Genomic DNA, 16,031 nt, shown 5'->3' with positions numbered 1-16,031 from the left:
GAGTTACTCCTTGTCGCGGCTTTACACCGGCCGAATGGCAATGCCTGCCCGCTGCAATGATTGCTTGAGTGCTTTAATCTCGATCATTCCTTTATGAAACACCGAGGCGGCAAGCGCACCGTCAACATCCGCTTGTTTAAATACTTGCTCAAAATGTTCCATGCTACCGGCGCCACCCGAAGCGATTAACGGTACCGGGCAATCGGCACGCAACATTTTCAGCTGCTCAATATCGTATCCCTTGCGCACGCCGTCTTGATTCATACAATTCAGGACGATTTCACCGGCACCACGAGCGATCACCTCACGTAACCAATCACGTGTTTGCCACGCGGTTTTTTGGGTACGCGTTTCATCACCGGTGAATTGATAGACCTCGTAGGCATTCGTTTCTGCGTTATAAAAACTATCGATACCTATCACAATGCACTGCTGTCCAAATTCTTCAACCAGTGCGTTGATCAGGTTTGGATCGCGCAGGGCAGGTGAGTTGATTGATATTTTGTCGGCGCCCATGGCTAGAATTTCTTGCGCTTGCGTAATCGAACTGATGCCACCGGCAACGGTAAATGGAATATCGATTAAGCGCGCAATGCGCTCAACCCATGATTTATCCACAACGCGAGCATCGGATGATGCGGTGATGTCATAAAATACTAATTCGTCAGCACCGGCTTGAGCATAACGCTCCGCTAATGGCTCAATGGCACCGATGACTTCGTGGTTGCGAAATTGAACACCTTTGACCACCTCGCCATTGCGAACATCAAGGCATGGTATTATGCGTTTGGCCAGCATTGTAATGCCTCCGTTAAGGTGAATTTTCCTGTCAACAACGCCTTACCGAGAATCACTGAGTCACAACGAATGGCCTGCAATGCCACTAAATCATCTAAACTGGCAACGCCGCCTGACGCCTGTAATTGTAGTTGGGGATAGCGCTGTTTGAGTTGCTGATAGAGCGCAACATTGGTACCAGTTAACATGCCATCGCGGCTTATATCAGTGCAGAGCACATGACGAAGCCCATAGGGTAAATAACTATCAATGAGGTCGGTCAGCGTTGTGGTCGACGTTTGCTGCCAGCCGTGCGTAGCAACATAAGCCACACCATCGTTATCGATATGAACGTCTAAGGCCAGCACAATGGCATCTGGGCCGTATTCTTGCAGCCATTGCTGTACCAGTTTTGGTTCGCGCACGGCGACTGAACCGACAACCGCACGCTGCACACCAGCTGCATAAAGTTGCTCAAGATCAGCTTGGTTGCGGATACCACCGCCTACTTGCACGTTCATGGTGGTACTTGCGGTAATGCCTTTGAGCAAATCTAATTGGCGTTGCGATGTATCACGCGCACCATCTAAATCGACTAAGTGTAACCATTCGGCACCCGCTTTTTCATAAGCTTCAACAAGCGTTAGCGGATTACTTGAATAAGTCGTTTGCCTTGCGAAATCACCTTGCTGTAAGCGCACAACTTCGCCATTAATCAAATCAAGCGCGGGTATCAGCATCAGTTAACTCCAAAAAGTTTTTTAATAATTGAGCGCCAGCTTGGCCAGAGCGTTCTGGGTGAAATTGCGCACCAAAATAGTTCTTATGCCGAATCATGGCTGCAAATTCTTGACCATAGCGGCATTGCGCGATAGTCGAGTCGTCTTTCGCAACGGCAAAGCTGTGCACAAAGTAAAACCAAGCTTCGGCATCCATATTGCGCAATAGCGGGTTGTCGCCAACAGCGCTTACCGTATTCCAACCCATGTGTGGTAAGGGGAGCTCGCCCGCTTGCAAACGTACGGTTTGTGCAGGAATCACGCCTAAACAATTCACTTCGCCTTCGGCTGACCAATCCGTTAACAATTGCATACCTAAACAAATACCTAACACCGGTTGCTGCAGGCTTTGCAAGGTTTCGACAAGTTCGAGACGCTGTAAGTTGCGCATGGCGGCTTGTGCTGTGCCAACACCGGGGAGAATTACCCGGTCAGCGGCGGCAATTCGAGCTGCATCGGCGGTAACGTCTGGGGTTACCCCCAGCCGTTCGAAAGCAAATCGTACCGAACTTAAATTCGCGCAAGCAGTGTCAACAATGACTAAGTTCTGTTGTGTCATGCCAACATTCCTTTACTCGATGGCAGTTCATCACTCGTACCCCGAGCAATGGCCTGACGCAAAGCACGGCCAAACACTTTAAATAAGCTCTCCACTTGGTGGTGCGCATTGCCCTCCGTGGTGCTTAAGTGCAGCGAAATGGCCATCGCGTCGCTCAACGAGCGGAAAAAGTGACTCACCATTTCGGTAGAGAGCTCACCAACATTGTCACGACTGAATTCTGCATTCCACTGCAAGTAAGGGCGCCCGGATAAATCAATCAAGCATTCTGCACGGCATTCATCCATCGGCAACGCAAAGCCAAAGCGGCCAATACCACGCTTATCACCTAATGCTTGGCGCAATGCCTGACCAAATGCTAGTGCGGTATCTTCAACCGTGTGATGTTCGTCGATGTGCAGGTCGCCAGCTACCTCAAGTGCCAGTGAGAAGCCACCGTGCGTGGCGATTTGCTCGAGCATGTGGTCAAAAAAACCAATACCTGTACGAATGCGAATCGGTTGGGATTTATCTAAATCTACCGCCACTTTGATATCGGTCTCGCGAGTTGTCCGCTGAACTTCAGCGATCCGCGGCTGGTTAATCAATGTGTGCGCAATATCTTGCCAAGTATTGTTCGTGCGGTCATAACGAATGCCCCGAATTCCCATGTTTTCGGCAAGCTGCATGTCGGTATCGCGATCGCCAATAACGTACGAGTCGGTGAAATCAACTTTACCTTGCACCAGGTAATCACGCACTAAGCCAAGTTTCGGCTTGCGGCACGAGCAGTTGTCTTCGTCAAAGTGCGGGCAAATCAACACATCGTCAAACTGCACACCTTGTGAGTTGAAAATTGCCATCATCAGATCATGCGGGGCATCAAAGTCGGATTGCGGAAAGCTATCGGTACCTAAACCGTCTTGATTCGATACCATCACCAGACGATAGCCTTTGTTTTGTAGCGCTAACAAGGTTGGAATCACCTGCGGCTCAAACACTAACTTCGCAATGCTATCTAACTGCTTATCCACTGGCGGCTCTTCAACCAACGTGCCATCGCGATCAATAAATAAAATTTTCTGTGGGCTACTTGAACTCATGGCAATACCTCCATTAACTGCTGCATCTCTGCTGCGCTTCCGATGCTGACGCGGACGCTGTTGTTTAGTCCGCGTTGTGCTGACTGATTACGAATTAAGACACCACCAAGACGACATTGCTCAACGAGCTGTTCCGCATTTTCGACATCCAGTAAGACAAAGTTGGTGCAGCTTGGCCAAACCTTTTTAATCCAAGGCTTATTTGCTATGGCTTCTACAAACGTTAGTCGTTGGGCTGTGGTTTCGGCAATTGCTTGCTGCATTGCCGCGATGCCCTCGGCAGATAGCGCTTTTTCAGCAATATCTAAGCACGGCTGTGGCATTGGGTAGGGCGCAATCACTTTACGTAGTACGTCAATGACATCTGTATTGGCTAGCGCAAAGCCACAGCGGATTGCCGCTAAGCCAAACGCTTTTGACAAGGTCCGCATCACCACAAGCTGCGGATACTTCGCAAGCCATTGGCTTACTTCATTCAATGCTTGAACGTTTCTGTTTGTCGCTAATTCATGTGCAGCAAACTCAATATAGGCTTCGTCCACAACCACAAGAGCTTGATCGCCAACGCTTTCAATCAGTCGCTTTAGTTCCACTAAATTTACGTTGTTGCCAAGCGGATTCGACGGGTTACAAACGAAGACCAATTTGATGCGTTGCGAGTTCGAAGCCATCGCATCTAACATGCCGTCCACATTCAACTGCAAGGTGCCGTCTTCGGCGCTAACTAGCGGTACATCAACCACACCAGCCCCTTGGGTTTGGGCGCTAATGGCGTACATACCGTAAGTGGGCGTAGTGATCATGATGGCATCTTGCCCAGGCTCGCAGAAGCTGCGAATGAGTAAATCAATCGCTTCGTCGCTGCCCCGACAGCTAAGCACTTGCTCAGCGCTGACTTGAGCATAGTTCGCGTAGGCTTGGTTGAGCGCCGCACTTTGAAAGCTTGGATAACGATTTAACTGTGTTGCCGTTTCCGCCAAAACCGGCGTGACAGGCGCTTCATTGGCATTCAGCCAAACCGCACCACCGCTCATGCTACGACGTGCCGATGCGTACGGCGTTAACTCAGCTAAGTGTGCACGTTGTAAGGTTGCCGCTAACGTCATGATTGATTCTCCAAGCGAATGCTGACGGCACGAGCGTGTGCTCGTAAACCTTCCGTTTCAGCCAGCGTGATAATTGCTTTACTCAGTTGCGCTAACCCCTGTTTGGAAACTGTTTGAGTGGTGTAGCGGCGATAAAAATCAAGCAGGCCTAGGCTACTGTAGTTGCGCGCAAAGCCATATGTCGGCAACACGTGATTTGTTCCGGTGGCGTAATCACCGCCAGACTCAGGGGTGTAGTGGCCGATAAAAATAGAGCCAGCTAACGTCAGTTGTGGAAGATACTGTTCCGCATCATCCAGCTGCACGGATAAGTGCTCAGGCGCGTAGCGTTGGCTGATCTGGCAAGCCTGTTCAAGCGATTCAGTTTGAATCAACGCACTTTGTTCTAGCGCCTTACGTGCTGTTGCAGATCGCGGTAGTACTTCAAGTTGCTGCTCGATAGCCGATTGCGTGGCTTCAATGAGAGACGCGCTTGGGCTGACCAAGATAACCTGTGAATCAGCGCCGTGTTCGGCTTGCGATAATAAGTCGGCCGCAACAAAAGCAGGATTGGCCGTGTCATCGGCAATTACTAGAAGCTCTGAAGGACCCGCCGGCATATCAATGGCCGGACCGCCATTACGCTGTGCCACTTGCTGTTTTGCTGCGGTTACAAAGCTATTCCCTGGGCCAAATATTTTTGCCACAGGCGCAATACTCTCGGTTCCTACTGCAAGTGCTGCAATCGCTTGCGCACCGCCACATCGATACACTTCGGTAATGCCACATTTTTGCGCCACATACATCAGCGCAGGGCTAAGCTCGCCGTTTTTATCTGGCGGGCTCACGAGCACACGACGTGGGTTATTCGCAATTTGTGCCGGTACACCTAACATCAGCGCGGTCGATGGCAATACGGCGGTACCTCCGGGAATATAAAGACCAACAGCGTTCAATGCGTCGAAGCGTTGCGTACAAACAACGCCCGGAGCGGTTTCAACGCGAATGTCTTGTGGTTGCTGCTGCAAGTGGAACGCACGAATGGTCGCATAGGCCGTATCAATCGCTTGTTGCACATCAGTCGAAAGTTTTCCCGCTTGCGCCGCAATTTCAGCCTCACTGTAGCGCAACTCACTTAATGTTTCGCAATCAAACTGACGGGTGTAGCGCAATACCGCGGCATCCCCTTCACTGGCAACCGCATTAATTATGGCTGCCACTTGCTGCTGCAATTCAACCGATTGGCTCTGTGCTGGTCGCGCAAGCACATCAGCTTGTTGTTGGTCGGATAATTGTGACCACTGAAATACGCGCATGGCTTACCCCATCATCTTCTCAATAGGCAACACTAAAATAGAGCTGCAACCAATTTCCTTTAATTCTTCCATGGTTTCCCAGAACAGTTTCTCAGTACTAACCACGTGTACCGCCACCAGTTCATCGGTGTGATTTAGTGGTAGCACAGTCGGTCGCTCTGCTCCAGGGAGTAGCTCCACTACCTGCTCGAGTGCTTTCACAGGTGCGTGCAGCATGATGTATTTGCTCTCGCGAGCCATTTGCACACCGTCAATACGCGGTAGTAATTGATCGATAATGGCCTGCTTGGCTGCAGATAAGGGCTCTGGACGTTGAATAAGCTGTGCCTGCGAACGGAATATCACTTCTTTCTCGACCAAACCATTGGCTTCTAAGGTAGCGCCGGTTGATACCAAATCACATACGGCGTCAGCCAGCCCCGCACGCGGTGCCACTTCCACGCTACCCGTAAGAATAGCGTTATTAGCTGCTACGCCACGTTGCTGTAAATAGTTCTGCAATAAGTATGGGTAGGTTGTTGCAATGCGCTTGCCGTCAAGATCTTGAATGCCGTTGTAGGCTTCCTCTTTCGGTACCGCTATGGATAAACGGCATTGCCCAAAGTCGAGTGCACGCAATCGTTGAACTTCACAGGCAAGTTGCGTCGCTTTGCGTTCAAGTCGTACTTCTTCGAGAACATTCTCGCCGACCAAGCCAAGGTCAACCACACCATCCATCACTAATCCAGGAATGTCATCGTCGCGCACTCGCAGCAAGTCAACAGGTTGGTTACTGCTGTGCGCTAATAAGCGAGCTTCGTGCAAACTGAATTTGAAACCACAAGCTTGCAGAAGGGAAATAGACTCTTTGCTCAAACGTCCTGATTTTTGAATCGCAATGGTTAAGCGCTGTGAATTTTTATCGACGACCATGTAAAACTCCTAATAAAAAACCCCGCAAAGGGCGCCTTGCGGGGTTCGTTATGAATTCAGTGAAGGCAGCCCCAAAATAATTGAGTTAGCCTTCAGAGAATTTCTGGGCTAACACGGATGTATGTGATGGTGGTGCTGCTTTAAAATCATAAAATCGTTGTTCGTTAATCGTTAATCGTTAATCGTTGTTCGTTATTCGAAGGCATTGTTTAGCTCTTCGATTAAAGTATGGGTTGATTGTATAGGTATTTTTATCGCTATCAACCAATAAAAACAAAGAAAATATAATTTCCTGTATCAAGTTGTATAGAAATATTGTTTATCGTACACCCCTCGAATAACAAATAACGAGTAACCAATAACGAACAACGAATAACGAGTAACGTGGTTGGGTTTTATGTTACATTTGTCGCATCACTAATTTCGAACCCAATTCATGTCTAAAGTTACCTCACAATTTCAAGCTGATGGCGTGCTGGCGCGCACCTTGCAGGGCTTTCGACCACGAGCGGCGCAGAGCGAGATGGCAGCGGCTGTCGAGCGTGCCTTAGTCAAAAAATCGCAACTCGTTGTCGAAGCGGAAACGGGAACCGGCAAAACCTTTGCGTATTTGGTGCCAGTATTACTGAATGATGGCAAAGCCATTATTTCGACCGGAACCAAAGCCTTGCAAGAACAGTTGTATCACCGTGATTTGCCGGCGTTGCGTGATGCTTTAGCGCCGAAAAAAATGGTCGCACTATTGAAAGGTCGCGCGAACTATTTATGTTTGCATCGGATGAATCAAGCTGTAGCGCACAGCGGTGAAATGAGTAAAGAGCTACAAGGTCAGTTAGTCGAAATCCGAAAATGGGCGCAACGTACTGATGATGGTGATGTGGGGACAATTAATATTCTGCAAGAAGACGCACCAATTCTGCCAACTGTAACGAGTACGGTCGACAATTGTTTGGGTCGTGATTGTCCCGATTATGAAGATTGCTATCTTGTGAAGGCGAGAAAGCGCGCGATGGATGCCGATTTAGTGGTGGTGAACCATCATTTGTTTTTTGCCGATATGGCGCTTAAGGATGTTGGTTTCGGAGAGCTGGTACCGCAAGCTGATGCCGTCATTTTTGATGAAGCGCACCAGTTGCCTGATATTGCTAGCCAGTATTTTGGTGAGGCGGTTTCGAGTCGACAATTGCAAGAATTAGCCCATGAGCTAAAAGTGCTGTACTTAACTGAATTAAAAGACTTGCGGCAATTAGATAAAGCCGCTGATAAGGTACTTGGTAGTTTAAATGACTGGCGTTTGGTGTTTCCCAAAGATCCGATGCGCGGTAATTGGCGTCAGTTTTCGCAACAGCCCGCAGTGCGATTGGCCGCTGATGTCGTGGCGGAGCATCTCACATTTTTGCGTGAGGTTTGCAAGAGTGCACTTGGGCGCAATCAAGATCTTGATAATGCTTATGAGCGCTGTGTGCAGTTTTTACATAAATGGGAACAACTGCAGGATGTAAGTCGCACGGGTTATAGTTTCTGGTTTGAAACCACGGCTCGACAAGTGACCTTGCATCAAACGCCATTAAGTGTCGCTGAAAAATTTGGTGGCTATCTTGAACGTAGCGAGATGGCGTGGGTATTCACCTCGGCAACGCTAGCAGTTGGTGAAGATTTTCGTCATTTTACTGAACAACTTGGTATTAACCATGCGGAAACGCTGTGTTTAGCAAGCCCGTTTAACTTCGCTGAACAGGCTTTACTGTGCCTACCGCGTTATTTACCGCAGCCGCACGAACGCGAAATGCCGGCAGCGCTACTCGATATTGTTGAACAAGTGATTGACCACAATCAAAGCGGTGGCACTTTTGTGTTATTCACGAGCCACCGTATGCTTCAGCTGATTGCAAAACAATTAGAGAATAAAACGGATCGGCCTCTTTTTGTACAAGGAAGCACTAGTAAACGTGAATTATTACAACAGTTTATCGCCGCTGGCAATGGCGTACTGCTTGGTACTGCATCGTTTTGGGAAGGCGTGGACGTACGCGGCGATGCACTGCGTTGCGTTATCATTGATAAATTGCCATTTGCGAGCCCCGACGATCCGTTATTGCAGGCCCGTGTGGAAGACTGTCGGTTACGTGGAGTTGACCCGTTTGCTCAGGTACAATTGCCGCAAGCTATTATCGCACTGAAGCAGGGCGCAGGACGCCTAATAAGGGATGCGGATGATCGCGGGGTATTGATTGTTTGTGATCAGCGATTAGTAACCAAGCCATATGGCGGGGTGTTCTTACAAAGCCTACCAACCATGCGCCGCACACGCGATTTAACGGTAGCGCTTGATTTTTTAGATACGTTGGAGAATTCAGAGTGAATTTGAATGCAGTGCTAGCACTTGATACTTCGACTGAGCAATGCTCGGTTGCGCTTAAGGTGGGCGACGTGATTGTCACCCGTGCCGCAGTGACTCCCCGAGAGCATTCACAGCGCATTTTAGGCTTCGTGCAAGAAGTGCTTGAAGAACAGCAAATTACACTTGCTGACCTTGATGCTTTGGTGGTTGGTAACGGTCCTGGCAGCTTTACTGGCGTGCGTATTGGTGTTTCTGTCGCTCAAGGTTTGGCGTTTAGTCACACTTTACCGATTTTTCCCGTCAGTACATTAACGGCACTTGCGCAGCAAGCTATCCGCAATCATGACGCTCAAGTCGTGATAAGTGCGATTGATGCAAGAATGCAGGAAATTTATGTCGCGCCGTTTCGCAATAATCAGGGTATGGCAGAACAATTAGCGCCTGAGCAAATGGCACCATTAGCGGATATTACGATGCAGTCGTGGTGGCCAGAGATTGCTGTTGGCAATTCGGTTATAGGGGCAGGAACCGGCTGGCAGGCCTATGGTGATGCGCTGAATTCGCCGGGCCTAGTGACGGTGCTTGATGACGTTACGTTACCACTTGCAGAGGATATACTGCGCTGGGCATTGGTTCACGGTAAACCTGTTGACGCTGCCGATCTGGAGCCGTTGTATGTACGTAATGAAGTTGCTTGGAAAAAGTTACCAGGACGTGAATAAAACGCCGGAACTTACTGAGCAGAAGCTCAATCAAAGTGCTATAACTAACACAGACTTTGCGAGTTTTTAGAAAGTTACTCGTATCCAGTTTGGATGTAGTTAGCATGATTAGAAAAGTCAGTGAGGTACCGATTATGAAACGTATAGTTCCCATTTTTGCAGCGCTGTTATTGACCGCTTGTTCATCAGTACCGGATGCACTACAAGTAGCTGACGAGGACGCTTTAGTTCCGTATAGTGCTGCACTTGAACAACCACAATCAGCGGTTGGCAAGACTGCTCGTTGGGGTGGGGTTGTGGCTGAAGTTCGCAACTCGGATAACGGTACTGTCATTGAAGTAGTGAACTTCGATTTGCACCGTTGGGGACGTCCTTTGACAAGTGATCAAAGCCAAGGCCGTTTTCGCGCAAAATTAAGTGGCTTTGTTGACCCAATGGTATGGAAGCAAGGTAGCTCTGTTACTTTCGTCGGCACCGTAGCCGAACCAGAAACCGGTACAATTGATGAATATACCTACTTGTTTCCGGTATTAAATGTCTCGAGCAAATACCTATGGCCGGTTCGTAAAGAGCCGACTCGTGTAGAAGTGAATTATGATGCGCTATGGTATCGCCATTATTGGTACACGCGCCCAGCCTATCCACGCCCGATTTATTACCCAGGCCCAGTGATGGAAAAAGGCTCTAAGCAGAATAAAGATAACTAAACAGAAGCTGTACGATTCAATGACTGAACAAACATTGGTATATCAACAGGCTCGGCAAGTTGCTGAGCCTGTTTCTTTTGAGTTGCCGTGGGGCGTGGTGCGCGGGCTCTGTTGGGGAAACCCAAAGGGTGAACCGTTACTAGCGCTGCATGGATGGTTAGATAATGCGCATAGTTTTCTGCCACTAGCCGATGCCTTTTTACAAAGCCCTCTTGCCGAAAACTATCATCTCATTGCGCTCGACTGGGCAGGGCATGGACACAGTGATCATCGTCCGGCAGGCAACTATTACCCATTTATGGATTACGTTTATGACCTTTGGCACATTTGTGAGCAACAACAGTGGCAACGTGTCAGTATTGTCGCTCACTCGATGGGCGCTTATGTCGCCAATATGTTTGCTGGCATTGCACCAGCAAAGGTTTCCTGGCTAGTAGCGATAGAAGCCTTTGGTCTGCTTGCTTCTAAAGCCAGCGACACCACTACCGATTTACGTCAAGGCTTTGAGAGTCGTTGGCAGCAACAATTCAAACATCGCCCACATTACCGTGATCTGCAAACCGCAATCATGGCGCGCAAACATGCTGGTGACTTTAGCCGTGACTTGGCGGCGATATTGGTCGAGCGCGGCATTGAGCAGCTTGGTGACAATGACTTTCGGTTTCGCGCCGATGGACAATTACGTCTAAAATCGCCAGTACGGCTGACTGCCGAACAAATTGCTGATGTACTAAAACATATCCAATGCCCGTTTACAGTCATTCTAGGAAGTACCGGTCATCAACGTCTGAAACAAGCGCTCGAGCAGTGGCAGGCGTTTGTTCCGCAACTTGAAGTTGCAGAAGTTGAAGGCGGTCATCACGTACATATGGAGCAACCAGCTGCGATTATTGGTGCATTATCACAGATGGTTCGTGCACACAACGGCTAGGCAACACTGGTCGGATATGCGATGATTGCGAGTTATTAACATATAAAAACGACATAAATTGTTCAGGAGCATGAAGCGCGTGGATAAAATTTGGCTTAAACGTTATCCAGCTGGCGTACCGGAGACTATTGATCCGGACCACTTTAATTCGCTGGTCGACATTTTCGAGCAAAGTATCCAAAACTATGGTGACAAAGTTGCCTATGTGAATATGGATACAGAACTAACTTTCAACGAACTTGACGTACTTTCTCGTCAATTCGCTGCATATTTGCAACAACAGGGCCTTAAAAAGGGCGATGCATTGGCAATTATGATGCCAAACTTGTTGCAGTATCCGATTGCGTTATTTGGTGCTTTGCGCGCAGGTCTTGTGGTTGTTAACGTAAACCCGCTTTATACGCCGCGAGAATTAAAGCATCAGCTATCTGATTCAAATGCAAAAGCAATTGTTATTCTCGATAACTTCGCACATACACTTGAAAAAGTTGAAGCTGACGTGCCGGTTGAGAATGTTATCTTAACCGCTATTGGTGACATGCTGCCGGCACCGAAACGTTGGATTGTGAATGCTGTCGTCAAATATGTGAAGAAAATGGTACCGAGCTATACGCTCAAAAATACCGTGAACTTCCGTAGTGCATTGAGTCAGGGCGAGAAGGCAAATTATGAACGTCCACAGCTCAACGGCGACGATCTTGCGTTTTTACAATACACCGGCGGCACCACTGGTTTAGCCAAAGGCGCGATGTTGTCGCACCGCAACATGGTGGCGAACTTAGAGATGGTTTCAGCAATTGTTGCGCCGTTGGTGAACGACGGCGAAGAGACCATAGTTACAGCACTTCCGCTCTATCATATCTTTGCCTTAACGGCGAATTGCTTAACCTTCATGAAGCACGGTGGTCGTAATATTCTGATCACGAATCCGCGTGACATGAAAGGGTTCGTCAAAGAACTGCAGAAGTACCCGTTCTCAATGATCTCTGGTGTGAATACCCTGTTTAACGGTTTACTTCATGCCGAGGGCTTTAAAGACTTAGATTTCTCGCACCTAAAAATTGCTCTTGGTGGCGGTATGGCGGTGCAGCGCTCAGTGGCTGAACAGTGGGAGCGCGTGACGAAATCACGTCTGCTAGAAGGTTACGGATTAACTGAATGTTCGCCGGTTGTTACGGTGAATCCAACGGACATCGAGCATTACAATGGCACCATAGGTATTCCGTTACCGTCTACTGATGTTCGTATTGTTGATACCGAAACCGGTGAAGAAGTTGCTCAAGGTGAACCGGGTGAAATTCAGGTTCGCGGGCCGCAAGTCATGGTCGGCTATTTGAACCGTCCTGAAGAAACCGAGAAAGTGATGAAAGAAGGCGGTTGGTTCGCGACTGGTGATATCGGTGTGATGGATGAAAATGGCTTTTTCAAAATTGTCGATCGTAAAAAAGACATGATTTTGGTTTCGGGCTTTAACGTATATCCAAATGAAATTGAAGATGTGATTGCCGATCATCCAAAAGTTCTCGAAGTTGCTGCCATTGGCGTACCTCATGAAGCATCAGGTGAGCAGGTTAAGGTATTTGTCGTGCGTAAAGACAACAGCTTAAGCGAAAAAGAGCTGATTAATTATGCGCGAGAAAATATGACTGGCTACAAAGTTCCTAAGTTAGTTGAGTTTCGTGACGAATTGCCAAAAAGTAACGTCGGCAAAATACTCCGTCGCGAGCTTCGCGACGAAGAAGAGGCAAAGTCGAACTAACACATGCTGCCATTTCAGCTTATTACTCGCCATGCTGACTTGCTTGCTTTTTGCGAGCAAGCTCGGCAAGCACCGTATCTAGCTCTTGATACTGAATTCGTTCGTACGCGTACTTATTATGCCCGTTTGGGTTTACTGCAGGTGCGCGCGGCCGATCAGTTAGTGCTGATTGATCCTACTTCAGGCGTAGATTTGGAGCCTTTTTGGCAATTGCTAAAAGATCCCAATGTTCATGTTGTCATACATGCTGGCGGTGAAGATTACGAAATCTTAGCGCAAAACATGGGGCAAATTCCTACCCATATTTTCGATACCCAGATTGCTTTAGCTTTTGCGGGGCATGGTGAGGCGATGGGGTATGCGGCGATGGTGAAACATTACAACGATGTTGAACTGGATAAATCACAATCGCGAACGGATTGGTTGCAGCGACCATTGTCTGCAGAACAACTTGATTATGCCGCAGCTGACGTTTTCTATTTGCATGATATCTATCCGCGCTTACGAGCTGAACTTAGCGATGAGAAGATTGCGCTAGTGGAAGCAGAAAGTGCTGAGCAAGTGATTCGTCGCGCGCAGCCGGTGCCACCGCAATGGTTGTATCTATTTTTTGGTAATGCTTGGCAATGTAATCAACAGCAACTTGCTGTATTACGTGAGTTAATGGCGTGGCGATTAGAACGTGCGAAGAAATCGGATATTCCGCTTGGTTTCGTGGCGAAAGATCATACGTTACTTGAGCTGGCGCGTCGTATGCCACAAAATCTTGGGCAATTACGCGGTATTATCGATTTATCGCCAGTAACGATTCGTTATGCCGGTGAATCATTGCTGACGGCCATTCGAGCTGGACAGGCAGCAGATAGCTTACCAGCGCCACTTGAGCGTTTGACTGATATGCGTGGTTATAAGCCGGTATTCAATGCGATTAAACAAGCGGTAGCGGCCCTAGCCAAAGAGTTAGGTGTCGAGCCTGGATTAATTGCATCGCGACGCCAAATCAATGATGTGATTCATTGGGCGTGGCAAGTACCTGAGGCAGCCAAGTCAGACCTGTCACTCCCTGACTTGTACCGAAGCTGGCGAGGGGCTAAGCTGAGAGCATCTTTGGAAGCGATATTACAGCGAGATCGTTAATCATGTTGTGTGCGATTTATCGCAGCCCGCGACGGGCTGATACCTATCTTTACATGCCGCATCCGGCGGACTTTACAAAAATCCCTGAACCTTTGCAGAAAAGCTTTGGTCAACCTATACACGTGATGACAATTGCGCTTAAAGCAGATCGCAAGTTAGCACGGTTAAGTGTTGAGGAGTTGACCAAGCACCTCAATGAAGCGGGATTTTATTTGCAGATGCCACCGAAAGAAGAAAATTTATTGGCTACGCATAAGCAACAACACCAGGAGTCTGCGTCATGATTCAAGTCGTCCGTAATCTAACTTTAGCGGTAATATTTATGGCGGTGCCCGGGATAGCAGTAGCTGAAGAAAAGGGCGAAGAGGGTTTTGCTACCTATGTTGAGCAGCTCAAGCAAGAGGCACTTGCTGATGGTTACAGCCAACAAACCTTAGAAACGGCATTTGCCAACGTTCAGTTTTACCAACGCTCAGTGAAAGCTGATCGTAATCAACCTGAATTCAAACTGACGCTTGATACCTATTTGCCGCGAGCAGTACCAGAGTGGAAGGCTAAAAAAGCAGTAGAAATGTACGAGCAGCATCGAGATTTACTCGAAAAGATTGGTGCCGAATACGGCGTGCAACCACGTTTTATTGTGGCGCTGTGGGGTATTGAAACGAATTTTGGTGCCTTTACAGGTGGTATGGATGTTATCTCTGCCTTAACTACCATGGCTTATGAAGGTCGTCGCGAGGAGTTCTTCAAGAAAGAACTTTGGCACGCACTGACGATTGTTGAAGAAGGTCATATTCCGATTGAGCAAATGAAGGGATCTTGGGCTGGCGCAATGGGGCAAGCGCAGTTTATGCCGAGTTCATTTATGTCATATGCGGTTGATTACGATGGCGACGGTCGTAAAGATATTTGGGGTTCGCAAGGCGACGTATTTGCCTCAGCGGCAAATTACCTGAAATCGGTTGGCTGGCGTGACGACGTTACTTGGGGCCGCCAGGTACAACTGCCTGAAGAATTTGATACTGAATTAGCTTCGTTGAAGGTGAAAAAGTCGTTGTCAGAATGGCAGGAACTCGGTGTCCGTCGCTACGATGGCGGCGATTTACCCAAGCGCGACGACATTGAAGCATCGGTGGTGATACCGGATGATAAACAAGGCCGTGTATTTTTAGCGTACAACAACTACGATGCGTTGATGCGTTGGAACCGCTCGCATTATTTTGTGGCGGCGGTAGGGTATTTGTCCGACCGTATTCGTTTCCCGAGGTAATCACGTATGGGATTACAACCGCCAAGTAAAATTGTCTGTGTAGGCCGTAACTATGTTGACCATGCCGCTGAACTAAATAATCCCGTGCCGACTCGGCCATTGTTATTTATGAAGCCGCCATCATCAATTACCCGCCTTCCTGAAGTGCGTATTCCAACCGACCAAGGCGAATGCCAACATGAAATTGAATTGGCTGTTTATATTGGCATTCCATTACGTAAAGCGACGCCAGAACAAGCAATAAAAGCCGTTGCAGGTTACGGTGTCGCGCTTGATTTAACGTTACGCCAAGTGCAAAGCGAACTAAAAGCACAAGGGCAACCGTGGGAGCGGGCGAAGGCATTCGATGGCTCATGTGTGCTCGGACCGATGGTTGAGCGTGTTGAATTTAATGCCGATGCAGATTTTGATATTGCGTTGTCGGTGAATGGTGAACTTCGACAGCACGGCAAATCAAGCGAAATGATTTTTGCTATTGCCGATTTGCTGGCGGATATTTCACAACAGTTTACGTTAGTGCCGGGTGATGTCGTTTTGACTGGAACGCCGGCTGGCGTCGCCGCGCTGGGTTTAGGCGATAAGCTTGAGTTAACCCTTAAAAATGACGGGCAGCAGTGGCGATGGTCTGGTGATGTGCGAGCAGCCGAGTAAACT

General features: G+C 48.4%; 16 protein-coding genes. 9 read left to right on the top strand and 7 right to left on the bottom strand.

Going from position 1 to position 16,031, the window contains the following annotated elements; translation table 11 throughout:
- Positions 1–21: 21 nt before the first annotated feature.
- Genes hisF through hisG form a run of 7 tightly spaced genes read right to left on the bottom strand, consistent with a single transcriptional unit; the run spans position 22 to position 6,510 of the window.
- Entirely contained in the window at positions 22–798 is a 777-nt protein-coding gene (hisF, locus tag CWI76_RS04080; protein WP_126759070.1) for an imidazole glycerol phosphate synthase subunit HisF, read from the bottom strand.
- Entirely contained in the window at positions 780–1,517 is a 738-nt protein-coding gene (gene hisA / locus CWI76_RS04075; RefSeq protein WP_126759069.1) for a 1-(5-phosphoribosyl)-5-[(5-phosphoribosylamino)methylideneamino]imidazole-4-carboxamide isomerase, read from the bottom strand. The genes hisF and hisA overlap by 19 nt, the downstream gene beginning before the upstream one ends.
- Positions 1,498–2,115 (bottom strand): imidazole glycerol phosphate synthase subunit HisH, encoded by a 618-nt coding sequence (gene hisH / locus CWI76_RS04070; RefSeq protein WP_126759068.1) that lies wholly within the window; start codon positions 2,113–2,115, stop codon positions 1,498–1,500. The genes hisA and hisH overlap by 20 nt, the downstream gene beginning before the upstream one ends.
- The gene (gene hisB / locus CWI76_RS04065) at positions 2,112–3,197 is read right to left on the bottom strand and encodes a bifunctional histidinol-phosphatase/imidazoleglycerol-phosphate dehydratase HisB (RefSeq protein ID WP_126759067.1); all 1,086 of its coding nucleotides are present in this window, start codon (positions 3,195–3,197) and stop codon (positions 2,112–2,114) included. The genes hisH and hisB overlap by 4 nt, the downstream gene beginning before the upstream one ends.
- Positions 3,194–4,303 (bottom strand): histidinol-phosphate transaminase, encoded by a 1,110-nt coding sequence (gene hisC / locus CWI76_RS04060; protein ID WP_126759066.1) that lies wholly within the window; start codon positions 4,301–4,303, stop codon positions 3,194–3,196. Before hisC ends, hisB begins: the two co-directional genes overlap by 4 nt.
- Positions 4,300–5,598: a histidinol dehydrogenase gene (hisD, locus tag CWI76_RS04055; RefSeq protein WP_126759065.1), complete on the bottom strand. Its 1,299-nt coding sequence runs from the start codon at positions 5,596–5,598 to the stop codon at positions 4,300–4,302. The genes hisC and hisD overlap by 4 nt, the downstream gene beginning before the upstream one ends.
- A gap of 3 nt (positions 5,599–5,601) precedes the next feature.
- Entirely contained in the window at positions 5,602–6,510 is a 909-nt protein-coding gene (gene hisG / locus CWI76_RS04050) for an ATP phosphoribosyltransferase (protein ID WP_126759064.1), read from the bottom strand.
- Positions 6,511–6,946: 436 nt separating this feature from the next.
- Between hisG and CWI76_RS04045 the strand changes: the two genes are divergently transcribed.
- From CWI76_RS04045 to CWI76_RS04005, 9 genes are all read left to right on the top strand, one after another.
- Positions 6,947–8,872, top strand: coding sequence for a DNA repair helicase YoaA (locus CWI76_RS04045; protein ID WP_126759063.1), 1,926 nt, complete (start codon positions 6,947–6,949; stop codon positions 8,870–8,872).
- On the top strand, positions 8,869–9,573 hold the full coding sequence (gene tsaB / locus CWI76_RS04040) for a tRNA (adenosine(37)-N6)-threonylcarbamoyltransferase complex dimerization subunit type 1 TsaB (RefSeq protein WP_241967943.1): 705 nt from the start codon (positions 8,869–8,871) through the stop codon (positions 9,571–9,573). The genes CWI76_RS04045 and tsaB overlap by 4 nt, the downstream gene beginning before the upstream one ends.
- 134 nt (positions 9,574–9,707) lie before the next feature.
- The gene (locus CWI76_RS04035; RefSeq protein ID WP_126759062.1) at positions 9,708–10,280 is read left to right on the top strand and encodes a Slp family lipoprotein; all 573 of its coding nucleotides are present in this window, start codon (positions 9,708–9,710) and stop codon (positions 10,278–10,280) included.
- A 19-nt stretch (positions 10,281–10,299) separates the two neighbouring features.
- A complete protein-coding gene (locus tag CWI76_RS04030) occupies positions 10,300–11,211 on the top strand; it encodes an alpha/beta fold hydrolase (RefSeq protein ID WP_126759061.1) in 912 nt (303 codons plus the stop codon).
- Positions 11,212–11,290: 79 nt separating this feature from the next.
- Positions 11,291–12,970 carry a long-chain-fatty-acid--CoA ligase FadD gene (gene fadD, locus CWI76_RS04025; protein ID WP_126759060.1) on the top strand — a complete coding sequence of 560 codons (1,680 nt, stop codon included), beginning with the start codon at positions 11,291–11,293 and terminating at the stop codon, positions 12,968–12,970.
- A 3-nt stretch (positions 12,971–12,973) separates the two neighbouring features.
- The gene (gene rnd, locus CWI76_RS04020) at positions 12,974–14,107 is read left to right on the top strand and encodes a ribonuclease D (protein WP_126759059.1); all 1,134 of its coding nucleotides are present in this window, start codon (positions 12,974–12,976) and stop codon (positions 14,105–14,107) included.
- A 2-nt stretch (positions 14,108–14,109) separates the two neighbouring features.
- On the top strand, positions 14,110–14,391 hold the full coding sequence (locus CWI76_RS04015) for a YcgL domain-containing protein (RefSeq protein WP_126759058.1): 282 nt from the start codon (positions 14,110–14,112) through the stop codon (positions 14,389–14,391).
- Positions 14,392–14,429: 38 nt separating this feature from the next.
- Positions 14,430–15,377, top strand: coding sequence for a lytic murein transglycosylase (locus tag CWI76_RS04010; RefSeq protein ID WP_241967970.1), 948 nt, complete (start codon positions 14,430–14,432; stop codon positions 15,375–15,377).
- Positions 15,378–15,383: 6 nt separating this feature from the next.
- Entirely contained in the window at positions 15,384–16,028 is a 645-nt protein-coding gene (locus tag CWI76_RS04005; RefSeq protein ID WP_126759056.1) for a fumarylacetoacetate hydrolase family protein, read from the top strand.
- The last annotated feature ends 3 nt before the right edge of the window (positions 16,029–16,031 follow it).

Source organism: Pseudidiomarina marina, from assembly GCF_003987045.1.
In the GTDB taxonomy this organism is placed as follows: domain Bacteria; phylum Pseudomonadota; class Gammaproteobacteria; order Enterobacterales; family Alteromonadaceae; genus Pseudidiomarina; species Pseudidiomarina marina.
The sequence above is the reverse complement of the archived record's forward strand: the minus strand, read 5'-3'. Positions and strand labels throughout refer to the sequence as shown.

What these genes read in the sequence shown, in the direction of transcription:
- hisG (WP_126759064.1), bottom strand. Translation starts at nt 6,510, where the DNA reads ATGGTCGTCGATAAAAATTCACAGCGCTTAACCATTGCGATTCAAAAA.
- hisC (WP_126759066.1), bottom strand. Translation starts at nt 4,303, where the DNA reads ATGACGTTAGCGGCAACCTTACAACGTGCACACTTAGCTGAGTTAACG.
- hisH (WP_126759068.1), bottom strand. Translation starts at nt 2,115, where the DNA reads ATGACACAACAGAACTTAGTCATTGTTGACACTGCTTGCGCGAATTTA.
- CWI76_RS04035 (WP_126759062.1), top strand. Translation starts at nt 9,708, where the DNA reads ATGAAACGTATAGTTCCCATTTTTGCAGCGCTGTTATTGACCGCTTGT.
- CWI76_RS04015 (WP_126759058.1), top strand. Translation starts at nt 14,110, where the DNA reads ATGTTGTGTGCGATTTATCGCAGCCCGCGACGGGCTGATACCTATCTT.
- CWI76_RS04010 (WP_241967970.1), top strand. Translation starts at nt 14,430, where the DNA reads ATGGCGGTGCCCGGGATAGCAGTAGCTGAAGAAAAGGGCGAAGAGGGT.
- CWI76_RS04005 (WP_126759056.1), top strand. Translation starts at nt 15,384, where the DNA reads ATGGGATTACAACCGCCAAGTAAAATTGTCTGTGTAGGCCGTAACTAT.
- hisD (WP_126759065.1), bottom strand. Translation starts at nt 5,598, where the DNA reads ATGCGCGTATTTCAGTGGTCACAATTATCCGACCAACAACAAGCTGAT.
- hisF (WP_126759070.1), bottom strand. Translation starts at nt 798, where the DNA reads ATGCTGGCCAAACGCATAATACCATGCCTTGATGTTCGCAATGGCGAG.
- rnd (WP_126759059.1), top strand. Translation starts at nt 12,974, where the DNA reads ATGCTGCCATTTCAGCTTATTACTCGCCATGCTGACTTGCTTGCTTTT.
- hisA (WP_126759069.1), bottom strand. Translation starts at nt 1,517, where the DNA reads ATGCTGATACCCGCGCTTGATTTGATTAATGGCGAAGTTGTGCGCTTA.
- hisB (WP_126759067.1), bottom strand. Translation starts at nt 3,197, where the DNA reads ATGAGTTCAAGTAGCCCACAGAAAATTTTATTTATTGATCGCGATGGC.
- CWI76_RS04030 (WP_126759061.1), top strand. Translation starts at nt 10,300, where the DNA reads ATGACTGAACAAACATTGGTATATCAACAGGCTCGGCAAGTTGCTGAG.
- CWI76_RS04045 (WP_126759063.1), top strand. Translation starts at nt 6,947, where the DNA reads ATGTCTAAAGTTACCTCACAATTTCAAGCTGATGGCGTGCTGGCGCGC.